A 22,411-nucleotide genomic window follows, 5' to 3' on the forward strand; every position below is an offset into this window, starting at 1 on the left:
AGATGGATCAAACTATGAATCCGAAACTTAAAAAATATAAACGTCTTTTCTTCACCGTAATGTTTTCTTCTGTTCTTTTTTTCGTTTTTTCCTTTTTTGTTATTATTATAGTTGCAAAAATTATGGGACCTCCTCCTGTTGCTGTCCCGCAAACGAGTGTCTTTTACGCTAATGATGACACTGTTATCGGACAAAATAATGAAATGCAAAAACGTTACAATGTATCTCTCAATGAAATCTCTCCTTATGTAAAAGAGGCGACACTATCTATAGAAGATCAACGATTCTACAAACATCATGGCTTTGATATGAAACGTATTGCTGGTGCTATTGTTGCCGATTTAAAAGCGATGGCAAAAGTCCAAGGTGCTAGTACGATTACACAACAGTATGCTCGTAACCTATACTTAGATCATGATAAAACGTGGAAACGTAAACTATTAGAAGCGATGTACACAATCCGCCTTGAAGTGAACTATAATAAAAATCATATTTTAGAAGGATATTTAAATACAATTTATTACGGACATGGTGCTTATGGTATCGAAGCTGCGTCCCGTCTATATTTCGATAAAACAGCAAAAGAATTAACATTAGCGGAAGCTAGTATGCTCGCAGGCATTCCGAAAGGACCTAGTGTCTACTCTCCCTTTTTAAAAGAAGATCGTGCGAAAGGACGACAATCTCTCATATTAGACGAAATGGTAGAACAAGGTTATATTACGAAGCAACAAGCAATATCAGCAAAAAAAGAGCCACTAACTTTTGCCTCATTAGATACAAAAAAAGTGGCAGAGATTGCACCTTATTTTCAAGATGCTGTACAAGCTTCTCTTCTTCGTGATATCGGATTAGATGAACAAGCCTTACAAAAGGGTGGCCTGCGTATTTATACAACACTAGACCCTAAATTACAATCTGTTGCAGAGCAAGCTGTAAAAGATCACATACCTGACACAACAAACATACAAACCGCACTCGTCTCTATGAATCCAAAAACAGGTGAAGTGGCTGCCCTTGTGGGAGGAACCGATTATAATAAGAGTCAATTTAACAGGGCTACACAAGCCGTTCGTCAGCCTGGTTCTACATTTAAGCCATTTCTATACTATGCGGCACTAGAACGAGGATTCACCCCTGCTACGCGCTTAAAAAGCGAATATACGGTATTTACTTTAGGCGACGGTGTTTCAAAGTATAAACCAAAAAACTATAAAGATTATTATGCAGATGATTTCGTAACGATGGCACAAGCTCTCGCAGTTTCTGATAACATATATGCTGTGAAAACGAATTTGTTTTTAGGTGAAGATATCCTTACAAAAACAGCGAAACAATTCGGAATTACGAGCGCATTAAAAGATGTTCCATCTCTTGCTCTTGGCACATCTCCTGTAAAACCAATTGAAATGGCGAATGCTTATAGCATGTTCGCAAACGGTGGAAAAGAAGTAAAACCGATGTTTATTCGCCGCATTATGGACCAGGAAGGAAACATGTTATACGATGCTCATCTGGAGAGTAAACAAGTTCTCGATAAAAGCAAAGCGTTTGTGATGGAAGAAATGATGACGGGCATGTTTAATAAAAAACTGAGCAGCTATGCTGCTGTAACTGGTCAATCGATGTTATCTAAACTATCAAGAACATATGCCGGAAAATCCGGTTCTACTGAAACAGATAGTTGGATGATTGGATTTACCCCGCAAATCGTAACGGGTGTATGGGTTGGATACGATCAACCTAAATCGATTTCAAACGTAGCAGAACAAGGATATGCAAAAAGAATATGGACCGATACGATGGAAAAAGGATTAGATGGACAGCCTAAAAAAGAGTTTAAACAACCAAGTGACGTCGTTGCAGTCGATATTAACCCTGAAAACGGAAAAATCGCTACAAAAAATTGTCCAATTTCAGTGAAAATGTATTTCGCAAAAGGTACAGAACCGACTGAATATTGTATGGATCATGTTGATGATAAAGAAGAATTTGAAAAGACAACTGAAGAAAAGAAAAAAACAAGTTGGTGGAAAAAATATCTTCCTTGGTAAAAAAAATAGCTGACGGGCATCCGTCAGCTATTTTTTATTCACTTAATAATGCACGGCGCAATTCTTCACTAGATTCGTTCCAAATCGCTTCATTATGTTCTTTCAAGAACGTACCAAGTACTTTTTTAGATACTTCATCCATATGGTCAACCATAATGTAACGCTTCATTGATTTATCCATTTTGTTTACGTGCTCTGGAAGTGATTTATATCCGCGGCGAATTTCACGGTCAACTGTCATTTCACAAGCTGTTACACCTGCATAATAAGCACCTGTCGCCGTTCTTTCAATCGTTACCCACACAAGCCAAAATGGTTTTCCGTTTGGAACTTCATCTTTATTTGTTAAAAACTTAATACCTTTTTCGACTGTACTACGTGCATGCATTGCACCGATATCGACAAATGCTGTTTTCTCTAGTACATCGACAAATACAGGTGAAATGTTTTCTAGACTTAATGCTCCAACACCAAAACCACCATGTCCATCTGTTGAATCATTTTTCACGATATTAAAACCGATTTTTTTCTTTTTCTCTGTCATATGAAAATTCCTCCTCACTTAATGATTATAAAAGGCCAAAAATAGGCGCAATGATACTGTCTAAAAATACAAATACATATGGAATGACAACATTAAAAATAGGTTGAATTGTATAATTGCTAAGCGGTGTAATAACAAGAATTAATAACGCTATTGCTCCATACTTTTCATACTGTGTCATTTTCGCACGAATATTTGTTGGTGCTAGATCTTCCACAACTCGATACCCATCAAGTGGCGGAATTGGCAATAAGTTAAATACAAGTAATACGATATTAAGCATAATAAAAATCCGGAAGAATTGAGCCAATGTATCTGCTACTGCAAATGGAATTGAGTCTAATACACCAAATGTTAATAGGCTATACCAAATAATTAAACCAATTGCACTTAAAATTAAGTTACTAATTGGGCCTGCAATTGAAACTAATATACCTGCAAGACGCGGCCTTTTAAAGTTATATGGGTTAACAGGAACAGGTCTTGCCCAACCAAAACCAAGAATTAATACAGCGATCATCCCAATAGGGTCTAAGTGCGCCATCGGTGATAATGTTAAACGGCCTTGCTTCTTTGCTGTATCGTCTCCAAATTTATATGCAACATATGCATGCGCAAATTCATGCACTGATAACGCAATAATAATGGCCATTGCTACCAACGGAATTTGTTGCAATGGGTATCTAAATAACTGATCCATGATTCATCTCCTCTTCAATCTGTCAAAAAAGAAAATATTTGTTTTTTCGATTGTTCTTCCCCATAATCCGCTATAATAAGAGTGTAACTTACATAAAAGGAGCGATTATATATGCCATACGTAACAGTGAAAATGCTAGAAGGACGCACAGAGGAACAAAAGAAAGCTCTTGCTGAGAAAGTAACAGCAGCAGTAAGCGAAACAACTGGTGCTCCTGAAGAAAACATCGTTGTTTTCATCGAAGAAATGTCTAAAAACCATTATGCAGTTGGCGGAAAACGCTTAAGCGACAAATAATTTCAAGTTCTTTCATAAGAAGCAGCTCTTAGCTGCTTCTTATTTTTTTCCTTCTAGTAACTCGATGATTCTCTCTTTATATTTTCCTTTTCTTCCATCTTCATAGATTAAATCATGCGGATAGAATAGTTTTTGATCCCTTCTCTTCTTACCAGTAATTGCCTCAACAATATCCGATTCACGCGAAAGCTCTCTAAGCTCTCCATTTGGCATAAGGAGTAAGATTGGCAGACGCTCTTCTTCTTCACCAGCACGGTAAAAGTCGTACGGCAAGTCTGATGTTGAATCAACTACTAAATAGTATTCTGGATCAAGTCCAATCTTTTTAAATAAGCTACTTAATTCCATCCAATTATCTAAACCGTGCTTATCTGTAAACTCTACATATTTAAATAGGTTTCGATTCATAAAACGACGGCATAAATCACTTAAAATTGGATCTTCTTCGTCTTGCCATACTTGGAAGTAATAATACATAACGTTCTCGTCTAACTTTAAATAATCCTCTACTGTTACTTCTTCTTCAAATAAAGAATAGAAATGAACCGGATGATTTTTAAATGTATAATACTTCTCATGCAATGATTTTGCACGGTGTAAAATCTTCGTTAAAATAACTTCGGCACTGCGCGTTACCGGATGGAAATATACTTGCCAATACATTTGATAACGACTCATAATATAATGCTCAACAGCATGCATACCACTATTTTTAATGACTACTTGATTTCCATATGGACGCATGACACGTAGTATACGTTCCATATCAAAGTTTCCATACTTTACGCCAGTGAAATACGCATCTCTTAATAAATAGTCCATACGATCTGCATCAATTTGACTGGAAATCATGCTAATCGCTAATTTATTAGTAGATGTTTTCGCGATTACATCGGCTACCTTTTGCGGAAAGTCTTTATCCACACGACTTAATATGCGATTAATTTCCGTATCTCCAACGATAATCTTTTGCGTAAATTTCTCATGATCTAATGAAAATACTTTTTCAAACGAGTGAGAAAATGGGCCGTGACCGACATCATGAAGTAATGACGCACATAAACATAACAATCTATCTTCAGCATTCCAGTTCGGTCTGCCATCAAACACATCATCAATCATACGACGAATAATTTCATATACACCTAACGAATGAGTAAAGCGACTATGCTCTGCACCGTGAAATGTAAAAAATGTCGTTCCAAGCTGCTTAATACGGCGCAAGCGTTGAAATTCTTTCGTTCCGATTAAATCCCAAATAACACGATCGCGTACGTGCACATATTTATGTACCGGGTCTTTAAACACTTTTGTTTCGCTGAGTTTGTCGTTTAAATATACCACCTTCCGACATCCCCCTTTCTTTACTGCATTCTTACTATATATTATAAACGAAATAGGAAACAGAAAGAAATGAAAGACTATATTAATTGCCCTTATATAAAGAAAAAATCACTTTTACCGAAGTAAAAGTGATTTCTGTTTATACATTATTTCCCTAAAACGAATTCAGCAACTTCATCTAAGATCATTTCTTTACCTAGAGGGAAGTAACCTTTGTTTACGTCTTCGTTTTTAATTGTAAATACGTGGTTGTTTTTAACAGCGTTCATATTTTTCCAAATTGATTCTTCTTGGAATTCTTTTAGACGCTGAGAACCGTCACCAGTTGTAAATACGAATAAGTAATCTGGGTTGTAATCGATTAAAGCTTCTTTTTGTACTTGTACTAGTGGTTTATCCGTTGGTGTACCTTTAACTGCTGGTAATTTTAAATCGTTAAAGATTACGCTACCGTAACCGTAGTCACCGTATACGCGGAAAGCATTTGGATATGCAGCCATTTTCATAAATTTAGCATCGCCAGTTTTCGCAACGATTTTATCATGTAATTTGCTTGCTTTTTCATCATACTGTTTGAACCATTCTTTTGTTTCTTTCTCTTTACCGAAGATTTGACCTACTTCTTCGAATTTTGGACGCCATTGATCTAATGGAGTTTTTAACATAACTGTTGGTGCAATTTTAGATAATTGATCATAAATCTTTTCTTGACGATTGTTTACAAGAATTAAGTCTGGTTTTGCAGCAGCTACTGCTTCGATGTTAATTTTATCGCCCCAAGCAGAACCAACTGGTTTTACGTCTTTTAATTTCTTTTCAATATGTGTATCAATTTTTTCTTGAGATGTATTAGCAGTAATAATTGGTTTCATACCAAAAATTAATAATTCTTCTGTTGAACCACTAAGGTCAGCAATTTTCTTTGGATTTGCAGGGATTTTAATTTCCCCTTTTGCGTGTTGTACAGTGCGCTCTTCAGTCTTCGCATCCTTCGCATCTGCTTTCTTCTCTTCTTCTTTGTTAGAACAAGCTGCAAATAGTACAGAAGTAACGACTAGTACCATTGCTAATAGTGCCATTTTAAAATTCTTCATGTTCCCACTCCTTCTAGCTGTATTTATCTTATAAGTTACAATGAACTCTAAGAAACGAGGATAACAATCAATCAATATATATTTATTAATTGTTGCTAATAACCCATTCTAACGGGCGTTCAACCTCCCATTCGTATATAAGAAGCTCAACGTCCATTAGAAGTCCCCCTCCTAAAGAGGGGGTTCTACTTATGCTTTTTTACGTAATTGATTATTAATCATCATTAAATCGTATGTTAAACAAATCGGTTTACAGTTTACTGGACATGGAACGATTTGAGCTTCAATCTCAAATACACTGCGAAGCGTTTCACTTGTCATCACTTCATCTGGCGTTCCTTGTTTCATTAACTTACCTGCTTTTAATGCAATCATATGATCTGAGAAACGAGAAGCATGGTTTAAGTCATGGATAACCATAACAATCGTTCTACCTTCTTCTTCATTTAACTTTTTCAATAAATTTAATATTTCTAATTGATGGGCCATATCTAAGTACGTTGTCGGTTCATCTAATACGAGTAATTCTGTTCCTTGTGCAAGGGCCATCGCAATCCATACACGTTGACGTTGCCCGCCTGATAACGCCTCTGCTGAACGATTTGCGAATTCTGTCATTCCCGTCACTTCAAGTGCCCAATGAATGTAACGATAATCCTCTTCTTTCAACGTTCCAAATCCTTTTTGATGAGGAAAACGTCCATATGAAACAAGTTCAAACACAGTAAGGCCAGTTGGCACTTCTGCAGTCTGTGGTAAAATCGCCATTTTCTTTGCGATTTCTTTCGTTGGTTGTTTCTCGATTGCTTTTCCGTCAAGATAAACAGTACCTTTTTTCGCCTTCAAAATACGAGAAGCCGTTTTTAATAATGTGGACTTCCCACAACCATTTGGTCCAATAATTGTTGTAATTTTCCCTTCCGGAATTTCAACTGTTAATCCATCAATAATTAACCCTTCATTATAGCCAACAGATACCGCATCAACTGCTAAAGTTACCATACAAAAAGCCTCCCTTTATTTTGTCCTCATAAGTAAGTATATGAAATATGGTGCACCAATTACAGAAATAACAAGACCGACCGGTATTTCTGAAGTTGTTAACACGCTTCTTGAAATTACGTCTGCGAATAAGAGTAAAAACGTCCCTATTAGTGCAGCAGTAGGCAGCATAATTTGATGTTTACCACCAACAAGGCGCCTCGCTAAATGCGGAGCCATTAAACCGATAAAACCAATTCCTCCGGCAACAGCGACAGATGCACCAGCTAAGCAAACTGCAATAAATAATAATTTACGTCTTTCCTTTTCTACATTTAAACCAAGACCAACAGCTGTAGAGTCGCCTAGGTTCATTACATTTAATATGTGCGCCTTACTAATAGCAAGTGGCAAGAAAATAACCATCCATGGAAGTACACTTAGCACGAACTTCCAATCTGTGCCCCATAGACTTCCTGCTAACCAAATCGTAGCAAAGCGGAAATCGTTAGATGTCATCTTCATAGAAAAAATTAAACTAACAGCACCAAACCCAGCTGCAACAGCGATACCAACTAGTATTAATCTCGTTGATGAAACGCCGTCTTTCCACGCTAGTAAATAAATAATAATTGCTGCTAATATCGCACCAACCAACGCGAAGAATGGAAGGATAAATACAGATAAAAATGTACCAGTCCCAACTTTCCCGAAGAAAAAGTAGACGAATATAACAACTGTTAATCCCGCTCCAGCGTTAATACCGATAATACCTGGATCAGCAAGTGGATTTCGTGATAACCCTTGCAAAATCGCACCTGACATCGCTAAAGCGGATCCGACTAATATAGCAATAACCATACGCGGCATACGGAATTCAAATAAAATAACAGACTGATCTTCAGCCCCAAGTCCAACCAATGACTTTAATACGTCCATTGGCGGTATTTTAAATGTCCCTGTATTTAAACTTACTAAAAATACAGTAACGATTAATCCTAATAAGATTGTTAAAACAGAAACGTTCTTTTTTGTTAAGACACTTGTCCTCACATTTTCCCTCTCCCTTCGTTACGTGCTAAGTAGAGGAAGAATGGAACCCCAATTAGCGCTGTAATTGCTCCAATTGGCGTTTCAAACGGCGGATTAATAACGCGAGATAACATATCTGCACTTTCAATTAACAGCCCACCTAAGACCGCAGAACATGGAATAACCCATCTATAGTCTGAGCCTACAAGGAAACGAGTCATATGTGGGATTACAAGACCAACAAATCCAACCGATCCTGCCATAGAAACTGCAGAACCTGTTAACACAAGAACAAGTACTGTTCCGATAAATTTAATTAATGTCGTATTTTGACCAAGTCCAATTGCAATTTCTTCACCGAAGCTTAAAATTGTAATATACCTCGACATCATAATTGCAATAAAGAGACAAACAAGGCCAATTGGTACTAACATATTAATACTTTCCCATTTCACTCCCGCAACTCCGCCTGCATTCCACATACTCACCTCTTGGGCAAGGTTGAAATATAGTGCAATTCCAGATGAAATGGCCCCTAATAAAGCACTAATTGCTGCACCGGCTAAAGCTAACTTCACAGGTGTTAATCCACCTGGTGAAGAAGACCCAATTCCATATACAATGCTCGCTCCAAACGCAGCTCCAATAAAAGATGCGATAACGAACATTAAATAAGGTGAATTAGGGAAGAATGCATACATAATTGCAATTCCAAATACAGCTCCATCTGTAATTCCCATTAACGATGGTGAAGCAAGTGGATTTCGCGTCATACCTTGCATAATTGCCCCTGATACCGCTAAAAAGGCACCTGCAACTACGCCCCCTATTGCTCTAGGCATGCGAAGTTCTTGAATTACGTTATGATGCGTAATAGAACCGTCAAACTGAAACACAGCTTGCCATACAGTCTTTAAACTAATATCTGCAGCACCAAACGAAATAGAAACTGCCATGCTTAAAGCTAACAAAACTGTACCTGCTACTAAAATAATAGAAGCAACGAGCGGTCTGCTCTTAATCTCTTTAACATTCACATCTTGATGTTCTATACTCCTTGCGCTCGCTTCCATACCTCAACCATCCTAACCAACAACATATATTTAATAAAATGAAATTTATTCTCAAATAGTAATAAAAAAATTAGGTTAATTGATCTTTTCCTGATAATGATTATCAGAATCAGACACTTTCTATTCTACCTATCGCTTCAAAAGACTGTCAACCATTATTTTGAAATACAAATTTATATAAATTGAAATTTGAATGAACAGATGATGCCCCTCCTTCATTGAATGTTAATCTACTCAATTGTATTTTCGTAGAATAACTCATTCCTCTTATGGGCATAAAAAAGAAGAGTAATCTATTCACTCTTCTTTTTCTTACTTATTTAACTTTGCTTCAATTTTTATAATTAATTCATCTTCTGTTGGAGCCGCGACTGGACGATTATTTACAAATGCGAATGATTTTTTACGGCCAGGGCCACAGTAAGACTGACACGCAACTTCAATCGTTGCACATGAATCTACTTTTTTTAACTTTGGAATCAACGTTTTAACGTTCGTTGCCTGACAATCATCACACACACGAAATTCGTTCCCCATTATATAACACTTCCTCTATTTTAAACTTTTCTCAAGTACATTTAAAAATAAACACTAAATGGTATTTTACCGCTCTTTGAAGCTCGTTGCAAGTTTCCCTATAAAGCTCTTTCTTCATATTAATGCTACATATTTATATGTTCTCCTACAGAAGCTTACGTCATTCTTGGCAAAATTTATACCTTTCATCGAAATCTACCATATTTTTAAAAGCTTTGTATAAAAGCTCATTTTTTTGCCCATTATAAAAATAGGAAGTTCATAAAAAGAAAGGGAGTTGAATCTATGAAAGTAAGACAAGATGCTTGGACGGATGAGGATGATTTATTACTTGCTGAAACTGTACTTCGTCACGTTCGAGAAGGAAGTACTCAATTAAATGCATTTGAAGAAGTGGGTGATCAATTAAATCGTACATCGGCTGCCTGTGGTTTCCGTTGGAATGCTGTTGTTCGCTATAGTTATGAACAAGCTCTTCAACTAGCAAAAAAACATCGTAAAGATAAAATGCGCGCTGCAAGCGGTGAACAAGCGAAAAAACGTTTACTTTATACACCACCAGCTTCAGATTCGATAACTGATTACGAAGAATTCGTACAAGAAGAATCAATTGTACAATATAAAGAAGTTATTCCATATCAAGAATCTACTGTTCCTGCTGCAAAAAGCTCTATGACCATGCAAGATGTTATTTATTTTTTACAAACAGTCGGATCTTCAAATATAAAAATAACAGCTCTTGAAAACGAGAATACGAGATTGAAGCAAGAAATTAAAGCGCAAATCTTGCGAAATGAAGAACTAGAAAAGAAACTAGAAAAATTAGAACAACAATCTCATACTGTACAAGAGGATTACGAAACACTTATGAATATTATGAACCGTGCTCGTAAATTAGCAGTAATGGATGATGAGGAACGCTCACAAACATCTTTCCGAATGGATCGAAATGGTAATTTAGAAAAGATTGCAGAATAAAAAGGATGCATGCAATGCATCCTTTTTTATTATTTCACTTCCACCATATGCACTTCTTCTACGTTAGAACCTTTCTTTATATCTGGGAAAATCTTTTCCTTTGGATTCTCTTTAAAAGCTGCTAATCCAATCGTTTTTACCGGTTCATTTATCTTTGTATATTCGGCATCACTAACAACTGCATACATATCCGCATATTTACGAGCATCACCGATTACTATATTACCCTCATACTTCATTTTCTTTCCATCAATTACTACATCATTTTGTGTATCTTTAGCAAACACTATTCCCACTTCACCTGAAACAGACGGCAATACTTTAATAGGTTCTACATCTTCTTTCACTACTTTTTTCAGCATGTTTTCTTTTACCATCTTTTCAGCTGTTGTTTTATTCATAATTAAAACCTTTTTCTCATTAACAGTTCCTAATTTTGCTTCAAATGTATTTTGGGATTCAATTTTATCTTTATATTGATCCATTGTTTTTTGAACGCCTGCTTCATCTCCGTACATAACAACTCCTGTTGCTTGTGGTGCGATTATATCCATAATAGAACAACCGCTAAATACAGCAGCGGACATAATTGCTACGATTCCTAATTTAACTTTTTTCATTTGTATTCCTCCTAAAAGCATAATTGCATCTCTTAGTTTAACTATTGCAGCTCGTTTAACCAATTCACTTTCCTTACAACAATATTACAATTTAGTAAGATTTCTTCCTAAAACTACTTTCTACATTTTTTGCTATAATAGAGATTGTCATTTTAAAGATAAGGGGTTAGTTATATGAGCAATTCCCGTTCCATTTTATCTCAGCCAGAGTGGCGTATTGTAGATCAGTCTAGTTTGGGACCAACATTCCATGCATTGCAGTCATTCGCAATGGATGACACACTGTGCATAAGCATTGGAAATGGTCAATCAGCTGCAACAATGCGTTCTTGGGTTCATCACAATACAATTGTTCTTGGCATTCAAGATTCACGCCTACCACACTTGGAAGAAGGTATTTCCTTTTTACAAGAAAACAACTTCAATGTTATCGTTCGTAATTCCGGTGGACTTGCAGTCGTACTTGATGAAGGTGTTTTAAACGTATCACTTTTATTCCAAGAGACCGAAAAAGGTATCGATATTGATCTTGGATACGATACAATGTGGCATTTAATTAAGGAAATGTTAAACGATTACGATGTTACAATCGAGGCAAAAGAAATTGTTGGTTCTTACTGTCCTGGTAGCTATGACTTAAGTATTCGCAATCAAAAATTTGCTGGCATTTCACAGCGACGTATTCGCGGTGGTGTCGCTGTCCAAATTTATCTCTGCGCTACAGGAAGTGGCTCTGAGCGTGCCGCACTCGTTCGTGATTTCTACAACCTAGCCATTCAAGGAGAAGAAACACGCTTTACGTATCCTGAAATTGTACCGAGTACGATGGCTTCACTTTCAGAATTACTTGGCGAAACCATTACAGTACAAGATTTAATGATGCGCCTTTTAAAAACATTGCAGCAATTCGCTCCAAAGTTAACACCATCTCAATTAACAATAGATGAAATACCTTTATATGAGACGAATTTACAACGTATTATTGATCGTAACAATAAAGCACTTGGCTTAGAAAAATAAAGACCGTCGCTATAATAGCGACGGTCTTTATTTCAATTCATTATAGAATTAAAGTGCTTGAGCTGCTGTAATTAAAGCTAACTTGTACACTTCTTCTTCGTTACATCCGCGAGATAGATCATTTACAGGCATATTTAAACCTTGTAAGATTGGTCCTACTGCTTCGAAGTTACCTAAACGTTGAGCGATTTTGTAGCCAATATTACCAGCTTCTAAGCTTGGGAATACGAATACGTTAGCATCACCTTTAATTGTAGAACCTGGAGCTTTTTTCTCAGCTACAGACGGTACGAATGCAGCATCGAATTGGAATTCTCCATCTAAAGTTAATTCAGGAGCCATTTCTTTCGCAATGCGAGTTGCTTCTACAACTTTTTCTGTTTCTGGAGATTTCGCAGAACCTTTTGTAGAGAAGCTTAACATAGCAACGCGTGGATCAATACCGAATAGTTCAGCAGTTTTCGCACTCTCGATACCAATTTCAGCTAAATCTTGGCTGTTTGGTGCAATGTTAATTGCGCAATCAGCGAATACATATTTCTCTTCTTCACGTACCATGATGAATACGCCAGAAGTTTTTGTAACGCCTGGTTTTGTTTTGATAATTTGAAGTGCTGGACGAACTGTATCAGCTGTAGAGTGAGCTGCACCACTTACTAAGCCGTGTGCTTTACCCATGTATACAAGCATTGTACCGAAGTAGTTTTCGTCTTTAAGGATTTTACGAGCGTCTTCTTCAGTTGCTTTACCTTTACGGCGTTCAACGAAAGATGCTACCATTGCATCCATTTCTTCGTATGTAGCTGGGTCATAAATATCAACGCCTGCTAATGTTAAATTCATGCTAGCAGCTTTTGCGCTAATTTCTTCTTTATTACCAACTAAAATTGGTTGTACTAACTCTTCTTTTGCTAAACGCTCTGCAGCGCCTAAAATTCTTTCATCAGTTCCTTCAGGAAGTACGATAGAAATGCCTTTTCCTTGAACTTTTTCTTTTACTGTTGTAAATAAGTTGCTCACGAATAAACCCTCCTATATATGTTAAAAAACTCTATCTTTAAGAATACTGCTTTTCCTCTATATTTTAAACTTATAGCTCCCAAAAAATAGATAAAATGAAAATGATTATATTTTCATAAAATTCAGCCTAGAAATAAATCCCCTTTAAGCCTTATCTTCTCCTATTTTCAAGTAAATTTAAATGTGACAATTTTATGCGCTAAGGCTTTATATAGATGATTTTAAAACTATATATGCTATAGTTAACGTGTAAAACTATCATTAACTGAGGTGAATAGAATGAGTGAAGCAACAACAACGTTAGATGGCTGGTATTGTTTACATGATTTACGTTCTATTGATTGGGCTGCATGGAAAACATTATCTAGCGACGAACGCGGACAAGCTGTGTCTGAATTTTTAAATGTCGTTGAAAAATGGAATGAAGTAGCTACCGGGAAAAAAGGTAGTCATGCAATGTATACAGTTGTTGGCCAAAAAGCTGATATTATGCTTATGATTTTACGTCCAACAATGGAAGAGTTGAATGAAATTGAGACAGAATTGAATAAAACAACATTAGCTGAATATATGGTTCCTGCATACTCTTACGTATCTGTTGTTGAACTAAGCAACTACCTTCCAGCTGATGAAGATCCATATCAAAACCCACAAATCTTAGCTCGCTTATATCCAGAACTACCAAAAGCAAATCACATTTGCTTCTACCCAATGGACAAGCGTCGCCAAGGTGATGACAACTGGTACATGCTTCCTATGGAAGAACGCAAAAAAATGATGTACAGTCATAGTAAAATCGGTCGCCAGTACGCAGGTAAAGTACGCCAAGTTATTTCAGGATCAGTTGGATTCGACGATTTTGAGTGGGGCGTAACATTATTCGCTGACGATGTTCTTCAATTTAAAAAACTTATATATGAAATGCGCTTCGATGAAGTAAGTGCTCGTTATGGTGAATTCGGAACATTTTTCGTTGGAAACATTTTACCAGACGAAAAGGTAGAGAAATTTTTACACATATAAAGTGAAACTTTAATGAGTGGGGGGTTTTGTTCATCCCCACTCATTATCATCCCTCACCAATCGGGCTTTTACGAGCAGTTGATCGCCCACCTAACTTCTTTGCTTTCGCTTAATTTTGAGGTGGGGATCTTACTGCCCGGCAAATAACGGGGCAAATCGTGAAAAAGGAACGAAATTCGTTCCTTTTTTTATTACCCTCTATATTTCTCTTCAAAAAACTTCTTTTCTCCGCAAATTTGAACAAAAATCGACAAATTCCTTTCAAATTCCTTACAAAATTGTAACCTTTCTATATCCAAATTTATGCTAAAATGGTACGAGCTACATGCTAATAACGATGCGAAGGTGATAATCTATATGAAGAAAATCTTGTCTATTTTACTAGTGCTTTTATTGTCAATTTCTTCCTTAGGAGTAACAACATCCCATGCGGAAGAAAAAATACACATTGAGGCAGCTGCTGCACTTCTATTTGATGCAGATACAGGAAAAATACTGCATGAACAAAATCCAGATGAATTACTAGCTATCGCTAGTATGTCAAAACTAATTGTTGTTTATGCTGTATTAGAAGCAATTAAAGAAGGAAAAATCACTTGGGATACAAAGGTAAACATTTCTGATTACGCTTATGAAGTTTCACGTAATAATGAATTCTCTAACGTTCCGTTTGAAAAGGGACGTCAATATACTGTAAGAGAGTTATATCATTCTATCGTTATCTTCTCTGCAAACGGATCTAGTATTGCCTTAGCAGAACTTCTTGCAGGAAGTGAGAAAAACTTCTTAAATCTTGCAAATGAACATGCAAAAAAACTAGGGTTAAAGAAATATAAATTTGTAAACGCTACTGGGTTAAATAACGCTGACTTAAAGGGAAAACACCCTGAGGGAACGGATCCGAATGGAGAAAATTCCATGTCAGCTCGCGATATGGGTATGCTTTCAAAAGCAATGATTACAAAGTATCCAGAAATGCTAGAGGATACAAAACAAAGATTTAGAAACTTCCCAGATAATCATCCGAAACCAATTCGTATGGAAAACTGGAACTGGATGTTACCAGGTGCTGCTTTTTCTTATGAAGGAACAGATGGTTTAAAAACTGGTAGTTCTGATACGGCTGGATACGGATTCACCATTACAGCAAAACGTGGTGACTTACGCCTTATTTCAGTAATTATTAAAACAAAATCAATGGACGAGCGTTTCACTGAATCTCGTGCATTAATTGAATATGGATTTAATAACTTTGAAAAACAAAAATTAAAAGTAGATAAAAACAACACAATCTCTGTAGTAAAAGGTAAAGAAGATCAAGTAACTATTGCACCTGAAAAAGAAATAACAGTAATTGCGAAAAAAGGTAGCAAAGATCCTTATAAAATTGGGACTGAAGTAGATAAATCCCTTGCTGAAGATGGACATTTAGTCGCTCCTGTTAAAAAGGATGCAAAGGTAGGTTCCATCGTTCTAGAACCAACTGATAAATATGGATTTTTAGATGGAAATAAAAACATGAAAGTTACTGCAAAAACGACAGAAGAAGTTGAAAAGGCAAATTGGTTCGTATTAACAATGCGCTCTATCGGAGATTTCTTCTCAAACTTATGGTCTAAAGTATTTTAATGATGGAAAGCTAGCTCACGCTAGCTTTCTTTATTTTCCTCTCTCCATGTAAAACTTCGTTTGGTTGTCATATCTGAGTCCTTTTTCTCATACGTATGAACTAGTAATCGTTACACACTTCATCTAGAAATAAACCTCTTTCCACAAGGTATTCCAAAAAGAGAGGTGACACATAATGGGTGTTATTGCTTATAACGAAGAAGATGTAAAGTTATTAGCTAGACTGATGCGTGCTGAAGCCGAAGGAGAAGGACAACAAGGAATGTTAATGGTCGGAAACGTAGGAGTAAATCGTGTCCGCGGAAATTGTTTAGATTTTAAAAAAATACGTAATTTACGTCAAATGGTTTATCAAAATCCTGGCGGTTTTGAAGCAACGCAAAAAGGGTATTTTTATCAGCGTGCAAGAGAACAAGATATCGCATTAGCAAGGCGAACGATTCAAGGACAACGTTTTTGGCCCGCCAACTTTTCCTTATGGTTTTTTAGACCGGAAGGCCCTTGTCCACCAACTTGGTATAATCAACAAAACTCTGGTCGCTTCAAAAAGCACTGCTTCTTCCAGCCATCTGGCGAGGATTGTCCTGGCGTATATTAAGGATTGATAATGAGGAGGGATTTTTGGATGGCACAGCAACAAAACCCGTATTACGGAACAGGTTTCTATCAACCATCTGGAACTTATGTACAACCGCAACAAATGACCCAACAACAACAGCAACAACAGCAAGCGATGCAACAACAAGCTGCGCAAGCTCAATATGCCGTTTCTCAAGGCATGTTACCATTAGAACAGTCGTATATTGAAAATATTCTTCGCTTGAACAAAGGCAAGCAAGCGACCGTTGTAATGACTTATGAGCGTGGTAGTTCACTCGGTACACAATCTTATACAGGTATTATTGAGGCAGCTGGCCGTGACCATATCGTAATTAGTGAGCCCCAATCTGGGAAACGCTATTTACTATTAATGATTTACTTAGATTATGTAGAATTCCCAGAAGAAATTACGTATTTACCTAGTCAACAAGCAACTTATGCTCCAAGACCATAAAAAAAAGCTGGCATATGCCAGCTTTTGTTTTTTATAACCCTTTTACAACTGCAGTTCCGACTAAGATCCATGCCACGATAAACGCTACACCACCAAGAGGTGTAATTGGGCCAAAGAACTTAATACCTGTCGTACTTAATGCATACAAACTACCTGAAAACATAATAATCCCAGCTACCATAAGCCAGCCAGCAGTAGTTAAAAGTGATGATTGAATTTTATCCATTAATAAAGCAACTACGAATAGTCCACCTGCATGAAACATTTGATATGTAACGCCTGTTTTCCAAACTTCTAACATTTTTGCAGAAACTTTATTTTCTAAACCGTGTGCTCCAAAAGCCCCTAGCGCAACAGATAGCCCTGCCGCAATACAACCTAGTAAAAAGAAAATTTTCATCTTAATTCCCCTTTTTTTACCTTTATCATAAGCAATTTTTTCATATAAGCCAAACGATTTATCTTCTAAAAATCAAATAAAGAATTACCGTTTGTGCCTTCTTCTTTTATATAAACAGGTTCTCCAGAAACCGGCATAACTGGTTGAACTGTCGTCATAGGCTGAGATCCAATTACTTGTGATGGAATCTCAGGTTCTCTATACATAGAAGGCTCAGCTTGTTCATCTAATAATAAATCACATAACGCTCGCACAACTAATAAATGCGCTTTTGATTGTTGCCCTTCACTGCTTTTTGCCTTTGCAATTTCATTCGCCATTTTATTTAAAATCTTATCGCTCGATATTTGCATTCCTTGTCACCTCTTACTTTGTAGTTCTTTCTCAAATTGTCCTAGCTTCTCTACTGAACCAAACACTATTATCATATCATGTTCTTGTAGTTTTTCCTGCCCCGTTGGATTATGTATAACATTCCCATTTCTCAAAATCGCTAAAATTGTTACATCAAATTGATTTCTCACATCACTCTCGAGTAATGATTTACTAGCTAAAATAGAGCCCTTTCCTACTGCAATCTCTTCAATTACAAATGACTGCTCCACGCCATACAGTACTGTATCAATATAATGAACTGTTAGCGGATTCGCAATACCTTTTGCAATATGAATTCCTGCCATGCTAGATGGATTAATCACCTTATTCGCCCCAGCCCGCTTTAATTTGTCTTCAGTTTCTGGTTTTTCTGCTCTTGCCACAATTTTAATTGCATCGTTTAATCCTCTAGCCGTTAATGTAATAAATACATTTTCAGCATCATTTGCTACGATGGCAACTAAACCAGCTGCCTTTGAAATTCCAGCATGATGTAACACTTGGTCTTCCGTTGCATCTCCGTGTATATACAAAAGTTTTTCCTTCTCTAATATGCTTTCATCTTTATCCACAACGACAAATGGAATTTTCTTTTCTTGCAATTCATGTACAACTTGAAGCCCTACTCTACCACAACCACATACGATAATATGATTTTGTAACTGCGCTATTTGTTTATCCATCTTCTTCCTCCGCACTGCATGAAATAAATTCCCTTCAATAATCATAGCTGCCACTACACCAATTGCATACGTAACGATACCGACCCCGACCGGTATGATAAGAAGCGCAAAAACTTTTCCTGCCTGTGTTACAGGAACGGCATCTCCGTATCCAACAGTTAATACAGTAATCATCGTCATCCAAAATGCTTGAAACAAACTAATCTCTTCAATCGTCATAAATCCTACCGTTCCTAGAATTACAACAAAGGTCATACATATAACTGCTATCCATAATTGCTTACGTGCATTCATATCGTGTTTCAACTCTTTTCTCTATCTACAATCTTTGCCAGCGGAAATGAAATACATATATACTAGATACGGAATCTATGAAAGAGGTTGATATAATGAAAACATTTCTTTCCGCCTTACAATGGGCGCTATTTATTTTAGCTGGAAGCCTTATCGTACCAATTAGCGTCGCAACTAGTTATGGTCTCGATGGCGCTGAAGCTATTGCATTTGTACAAAGAACATTATTTGTTCTTGGCTTTGCTGGCCTACTGCAAGCTATATTTGGGCATAAACTTCCTATTCAAGAAGGTCCTGCTGGACTTTGGTGGGGGATTTTCTCCCTTTATGCAAGTTTAGGTGTCGTATTATTTGGATCCAGCAATGAAACGCTTAAAGTCCTTCAGTATGCTTTCCTATTAAGTGGTATCATTTGTATTATTCTTAGCATTTTTGGAATCATCGATAAACTAGTTCGCTATTTTACACCGACAGTCATTGGAACATATTTATTTCTTCTTGTCGCGCAACTTAGCGGGTCCTTCTTAAAGGGAATGTTCGGCCTTGACGGACAACATACAGAAGTACAAGCTGACGTATTTATTCTTTCACTCATTGTTATTTTACTATCCTTTTTCATCATGAAGCTACCTATTATTGGACAATATTCCGTTCTTTTCAGTATCGTCTGCGGCTGGATATTATTCGCATGCTTCGGATTATCAAATCCAGTAACGCCTGTGACAGATATAATCCGTTTTCCGTCTCTATTTGTTTTCGGAATGCCTCGTATTGAATGGAACATGGCAATTACAGTCGTTTTCGTTACACTATTACTTCTAACAAATATGTTAGCAAGTATTCGCGTTGTGCAAAGGATTGTCTCTAAGTATGAAAAGAATGCAGCACCAGATCGTTTTAAACAAGCCGGCATTATAACAGGAATCAATCAATTGCTAGGAGGCCTTTTTTCAGCTATTGGACCTGTCGCGATTTCTGGATCAGCAGGATTTATTGCAACGACTAATATTTATAAACGACTCCCATTTATTTTAGGTTCAAGCTTTATTATTTTCGTTAGTATATTCCCAAAGATTACTTCATTCTTTGCGGCGATACCTGTCGCAGTCGGATATGCTGCCATTTATCCTGTATTTGCAAGCATGATTGGTCTTGCCTTTCGCGAATACGAAACAGTACAAGATAAAGAACGATTATTTAAAGTGGCGGGTCTTTCGATCTTTACAGGAGTCGGGGTTATGTTTGTTCCAGCAGAAGCATTTTCTACGCTCCCACCATTTTTAGCATCGTTTTTAAGTAACGGTCTCGTTCTTGGCTCTGTAATGGCAATTTTGCTCGAAATACTATTTTCTCGTTCAACAGAAAAACAACCATCGTAAATTGGAAAACTTCCATTATTGCACTCTACCTTTAGAGTTGTTACGATAATGATAAAGTGCAAGCTAATCAGGCGTTAGCGGTATAAATTATCGTGGGCAACACGCTCATGGTAATTTATACTAACAATATAGGACTTTTCCTAACTTCACATAAAGAAGTTCGATGTCTTACTATATATTCCCCAATATCTTCATAAAACTTTATTTCTATTTCAACAAAGAGAGGAATTTTCAATATGACTTATAAAATGATTGTTTTAGATTTAGATGATACTTTATTACGTGACGACCATACTATTTCACCCCGTACGAAAGAGGCTCTAATGACTGCACAAGAGCAAGGTGTAAAAGTTGTACTTGCTTCTGGGCGTCCAACATTCGCAATGCGTGCAATCGCAAAAGAATTGCAATTAGAGGAGTACGGTAGCTTTATTCTTTCATTTAATGGTGCAAAAATTATTAACTGTAAAACAGATGAAGAGTTATTCAGTAGTACATTATCCCCTGAAATCGTTCACAGTCTTTACGATATTAGTAAAGAAGAAAATGTATGGATTCACACATACATTGGTGACGATATTATCACTGAAAAAAACAACTCTTATACAGAAATTGAAGGTCAAATTACGGGTATGCCAATCGTAGAAGTAAATAACCTGAAAGAATCTGTACAACAACCAGTTGTAAAAGTGTTAATGGTAGAAAATCCAGAACATTTACAAACGGTAGAATCAAAACTACAACAACAACTAGAAGGTCAATTAAGCGTGATGCGTTCGAAACCATTCTTCTTAGAATTTACTGAAGCCGGTGTTACAAAAGGAACGAGCTTAAACAAACTGATCCAAAAGCTTGGCATTAAGCGTGAAGAAGTTATCGCAATGGGCGATAGCTATAACGACCAAGCAATGATTGAATTTGCTGGTCTTGGCGTTGCAATGGGCAATGCACCAGATGATATTAAGGAAATTGCCAACTACGTAACAGATACAAATATGAACGATGGCGTTGCAAAAGTCGTAGAGAAATTTGTACTAAAAAACGAAGTACTTGTTTAATATTTTCATTCACAAAACCTATTTGAAGTCAAACACTTCAAATAGGTTTTTATTTAAATTACCACGCTTTTGTGACTATATTTTGAACTTTGCACTATTCTCGTAGTGTAAACTTTCTTTTTGTATATAATGAAACAAAATAGACTATTTTATTTTGAAAAAGAATACAAATTTACTATATACAAGCATACATTAAAGGAGGCTACTTCATGTTATCTACACCAATCGGACGATTAAGAGCAATTGGACTTGTTGAGGGGATTTCTTTCCTACTACTATTATTTGTAGCAATGCCATTAAAATATTTTGCAGGATTTGCTACAGCCGTTAAAATTACAGGCATGGCTCATGGTGTTTTATTTATTCTATTCATCTTTGCGGTAATTCAAGTAACAATCGTACACCGTAAATCAATTTTATGGGCACTTGGAGCATTCGTTTCATCAATTATCCCATTCGGTACGTTTGTACTAGATGCAAAATTAAAGAACGAACAACAATAATAACAAAAAGGTAGTTAACGACTGTTAACTACCTTTTCTATTTATAGATTTGGAATTTCCCAATCAATTTCTCTCTCGCCCATATTAGCTAAAATCGTATTTACTTTAGAATATGGTTTACTACCAAAGAAACCACGTCTTGCTGATAGTGGACTTGGATGTACAGATTCGATAATATGGTGCTTCTTATTCGTAATTAACTTTTTCTTCGCCTGTGCATGGCGTCCCCACAATATGAAAATAACCGGCTTTTCACGTTCATTTAATAGCTCAATTACGCGATCTGTGAAATGCTCCCATCCTTTCCCTTTATGAGAATTTGCTTCACCTTGTCGAACTGTTAGTACAGTATTTAATAATAAAACTCCTTGCTCTGCCCACTTTACTAAATAACCGTTATTCGGGATTTCATAACCATATTCATCCCGAAGTTCTTTATACATATTTAGCAATGACGGCGGCGTTTTAATACCAGGTTGTACTGAAAAGCTTAAACCATGCGCTTGATCCGGTCCGTGATATGGGTCTTGTCCTAAAATAACGACCTTTGCATTTTCATAACTTGTATATTCTAGAGCATTAAAAATATCTTCTACTTTCGGATAAACAACATGTGTGCTGTACTCTTCTTTCAAAAAATCAGCTAGTTTGCGATAGTATTCTTTCTCAAATTCCAGTGCCAATAATGGCCCCCAATCATTTTTTAAAACATTTTTCAT

General features: G+C 36.6%; 25 protein-coding genes. 11 read left to right on the top strand and 14 right to left on the bottom strand.

The features are described 5' to 3' along the window. Window positions 1-2: 2 nt before the first annotated feature. Window positions 3-2,054 carry a transglycosylase domain-containing protein gene (locus tag DN393_RS19945; RefSeq protein ID WP_088047726.1) on the top strand — a complete coding sequence of 684 codons (2,052 nt, stop codon included), beginning with the start codon at window positions 3-5 and terminating at the stop codon, window positions 2,052-2,054. A 34-nt stretch (window positions 2,055-2,088) separates the two neighbouring features. Here DN393_RS19945 and DN393_RS19950 read toward each other — a convergent pair whose 3' ends face one another. Together DN393_RS19950 and DN393_RS19955 are read right to left on the bottom strand one after the other, a co-directional pair. Further along, window positions 2,089-2,598, bottom strand: coding sequence for a YwhD family protein (locus DN393_RS19950; RefSeq protein ID WP_064476072.1), 510 nt, complete (start codon window positions 2,596-2,598; stop codon window positions 2,089-2,091). Window positions 2,599-2,623: 25 nt separating this feature from the next. Continuing rightward, a complete protein-coding gene (locus DN393_RS19955) occupies window positions 2,624-3,298 on the bottom strand; it encodes a site-2 protease family protein (protein WP_000372469.1) in 675 nt (224 codons plus the stop codon). A gap of 111 nt (window positions 3,299-3,409) precedes the next feature. On the opposite strand from DN393_RS19955, the gene DN393_RS19960 reads away from it, so the two are divergent. Continuing rightward, on the top strand, window positions 3,410-3,595 hold the full coding sequence (locus tag DN393_RS19960; RefSeq protein ID WP_001147171.1) for a 2-hydroxymuconate tautomerase: 186 nt from the start codon (window positions 3,410-3,412) through the stop codon (window positions 3,593-3,595). A gap of 39 nt (window positions 3,596-3,634) precedes the next feature. Here the strand turns inward: DN393_RS19960 and DN393_RS19965 are convergent, their stop codons facing one another. The 6 genes from DN393_RS19965 to DN393_RS19990 all read right to left on the bottom strand — a co-directional run bounded on the left by DN393_RS19965 (window position 3,635) and on the right by DN393_RS19990 (window position 9,656). After that, complete coding sequence (locus tag DN393_RS19965) at window positions 3,635-4,939, bottom strand: HD domain-containing protein (RefSeq protein WP_000262747.1); 1,305 nt, start codon at window positions 4,937-4,939, stop codon at window positions 3,635-3,637. A gap of 146 nt (window positions 4,940-5,085) precedes the next feature. Beyond that, the gene (locus tag DN393_RS19970; RefSeq protein ID WP_000787720.1) at window positions 5,086-6,033 is read right to left on the bottom strand and encodes an ABC transporter substrate-binding protein; all 948 of its coding nucleotides are present in this window, start codon (window positions 6,031-6,033) and stop codon (window positions 5,086-5,088) included. Window positions 6,034-6,222: 189 nt separating this feature from the next. After that, entirely contained in the window at window positions 6,223-7,035 is an 813-nt protein-coding gene (locus DN393_RS19975; protein ID WP_088047725.1) for an ABC transporter ATP-binding protein, read from the bottom strand. A gap of 15 nt (window positions 7,036-7,050) precedes the next feature. Next, window positions 7,051-8,067 (bottom strand): FecCD family ABC transporter permease, encoded by a 1,017-nt coding sequence (locus DN393_RS19980; RefSeq protein WP_088047724.1) that lies wholly within the window; start codon window positions 8,065-8,067, stop codon window positions 7,051-7,053. Further along, window positions 8,064-9,119, bottom strand: coding sequence for a FecCD family ABC transporter permease (locus DN393_RS19985; RefSeq protein ID WP_088047723.1), 1,056 nt, complete (start codon window positions 9,117-9,119; stop codon window positions 8,064-8,066). The genes DN393_RS19980 and DN393_RS19985 overlap by 4 nt, the downstream gene beginning before the upstream one ends. 312 nt (window positions 9,120-9,431) lie before the next feature. Then, window positions 9,432-9,656 (bottom strand): YuzB family protein, encoded by a 225-nt coding sequence (locus DN393_RS19990; RefSeq protein WP_002089811.1) that lies wholly within the window; start codon window positions 9,654-9,656, stop codon window positions 9,432-9,434. Window positions 9,657-9,941: 285 nt separating this feature from the next. Here DN393_RS19990 and DN393_RS19995 point away from each other — a divergent pair, with 285 nt between their 5' ends. Next, window positions 9,942-10,634 (top strand): RsfA family transcriptional regulator, encoded by a 693-nt coding sequence (locus DN393_RS19995; RefSeq protein WP_088047722.1) that lies wholly within the window; start codon window positions 9,942-9,944, stop codon window positions 10,632-10,634. A gap of 29 nt (window positions 10,635-10,663) precedes the next feature. Here DN393_RS19995 and DN393_RS20000 read toward each other — a convergent pair whose 3' ends face one another. After that, the gene (locus tag DN393_RS20000) at window positions 10,664-11,254 is read right to left on the bottom strand and encodes a lipoprotein BA_5634 family protein (protein WP_088047721.1); all 591 of its coding nucleotides are present in this window, start codon (window positions 11,252-11,254) and stop codon (window positions 10,664-10,666) included. Between the two features lie 174 nt (window positions 11,255-11,428). Here DN393_RS20000 and lipL point away from each other — a divergent pair, with 174 nt between their 5' ends. Then, on the top strand, window positions 11,429-12,274 hold the full coding sequence (gene lipL, locus DN393_RS20005) for an octanoyl-[GcvH]:protein N-octanoyltransferase (protein WP_088047720.1): 846 nt from the start codon (window positions 11,429-11,431) through the stop codon (window positions 12,272-12,274). A 48-nt stretch (window positions 12,275-12,322) separates the two neighbouring features. Here lipL and pta read toward each other — a convergent pair whose 3' ends face one another. After that, window positions 12,323-13,294, bottom strand: coding sequence for a phosphate acetyltransferase (gene pta, locus DN393_RS20010; protein WP_000067226.1), 972 nt, complete (start codon window positions 13,292-13,294; stop codon window positions 12,323-12,325). 279 nt (window positions 13,295-13,573) lie between these two features. On the opposite strand from pta, the gene hemQ reads away from it, so the two are divergent. From hemQ to gerQ, 4 genes are all read left to right on the top strand, one after another. After that, a complete protein-coding gene (gene hemQ / locus DN393_RS20015) occupies window positions 13,574-14,317 on the top strand; it encodes a hydrogen peroxide-dependent heme synthase (protein ID WP_088047719.1) in 744 nt (247 codons plus the stop codon). Window positions 14,318-14,674: 357 nt separating this feature from the next. Beyond that, window positions 14,675-15,946 (top strand): serine hydrolase, encoded by a 1,272-nt coding sequence (locus DN393_RS20020; protein WP_088047718.1) that lies wholly within the window; start codon window positions 14,675-14,677, stop codon window positions 15,944-15,946. A gap of 175 nt (window positions 15,947-16,121) precedes the next feature. Next, on the top strand, window positions 16,122-16,544 hold the full coding sequence (gene cwlJ, locus DN393_RS20025) for a cell wall hydrolase CwlJ (protein ID WP_000538163.1): 423 nt from the start codon (window positions 16,122-16,124) through the stop codon (window positions 16,542-16,544). 27 nt (window positions 16,545-16,571) lie between these two features. Further along, a complete protein-coding gene (gene gerQ / locus DN393_RS20030; protein WP_064476065.1) occupies window positions 16,572-17,000 on the top strand; it encodes a spore coat protein GerQ in 429 nt (142 codons plus the stop codon). Window positions 17,001-17,031: 31 nt separating this feature from the next. On the opposite strand, the gene DN393_RS20035 is transcribed toward gerQ, so the two are convergent. The 3 genes from DN393_RS20035 to DN393_RS20045 all read right to left on the bottom strand — a co-directional run bounded on the left by DN393_RS20035 (window position 17,032) and on the right by DN393_RS20045 (window position 18,752). Continuing rightward, the gene (locus DN393_RS20035; RefSeq protein ID WP_000688322.1) at window positions 17,032-17,400 is read right to left on the bottom strand and encodes a DUF423 domain-containing protein; all 369 of its coding nucleotides are present in this window, start codon (window positions 17,398-17,400) and stop codon (window positions 17,032-17,034) included. 65 nt (window positions 17,401-17,465) lie between these two features. Continuing rightward, window positions 17,466-17,753: a YwdI family protein gene (locus DN393_RS20040; protein WP_064476064.1), complete on the bottom strand. Its 288-nt coding sequence runs from the start codon at window positions 17,751-17,753 to the stop codon at window positions 17,466-17,468. A gap of 6 nt (window positions 17,754-17,759) precedes the next feature. Continuing rightward, window positions 17,760-18,752 carry a potassium channel family protein gene (locus DN393_RS20045; RefSeq protein WP_064476063.1) on the bottom strand — a complete coding sequence of 331 codons (993 nt, stop codon included), beginning with the start codon at window positions 18,750-18,752 and terminating at the stop codon, window positions 17,760-17,762. 95 nt (window positions 18,753-18,847) lie between these two features. Here DN393_RS20045 and DN393_RS20050 point away from each other — a divergent pair, with 95 nt between their 5' ends. From DN393_RS20050 to DN393_RS20060, 3 genes are all read left to right on the top strand, one after another. Next, window positions 18,848-20,131 (top strand): purine/pyrimidine permease, encoded by a 1,284-nt coding sequence (locus DN393_RS20050; RefSeq protein WP_064476062.1) that lies wholly within the window; start codon window positions 18,848-18,850, stop codon window positions 20,129-20,131. Between the two features lie 236 nt (window positions 20,132-20,367). Then, window positions 20,368-21,189 carry a Cof-type HAD-IIB family hydrolase gene (locus DN393_RS20055; RefSeq protein ID WP_064476061.1) on the top strand — a complete coding sequence of 274 codons (822 nt, stop codon included), beginning with the start codon at window positions 20,368-20,370 and terminating at the stop codon, window positions 21,187-21,189. Between the two features lie 209 nt (window positions 21,190-21,398). Next, entirely contained in the window at window positions 21,399-21,692 is a 294-nt protein-coding gene (locus tag DN393_RS20060) for a DUF3817 domain-containing protein (RefSeq protein ID WP_048542756.1), read from the top strand. Window positions 21,693-21,733: 41 nt separating this feature from the next. On the opposite strand, the gene DN393_RS20065 is transcribed toward DN393_RS20060, so the two are convergent. Continuing rightward, entirely contained in the window at window positions 21,734-22,411 is a 678-nt protein-coding gene (locus DN393_RS20065) for a uracil-DNA glycosylase (protein WP_064476060.1), read from the bottom strand.

The sequence above is a fragment of the Bacillus sp. BPN334 genome, from assembly GCF_008368885.1.
GTDB lineage: Bacteria > Bacillota > Bacilli > Bacillales > Bacillaceae_G > Bacillus_A > Bacillus_A wiedmannii.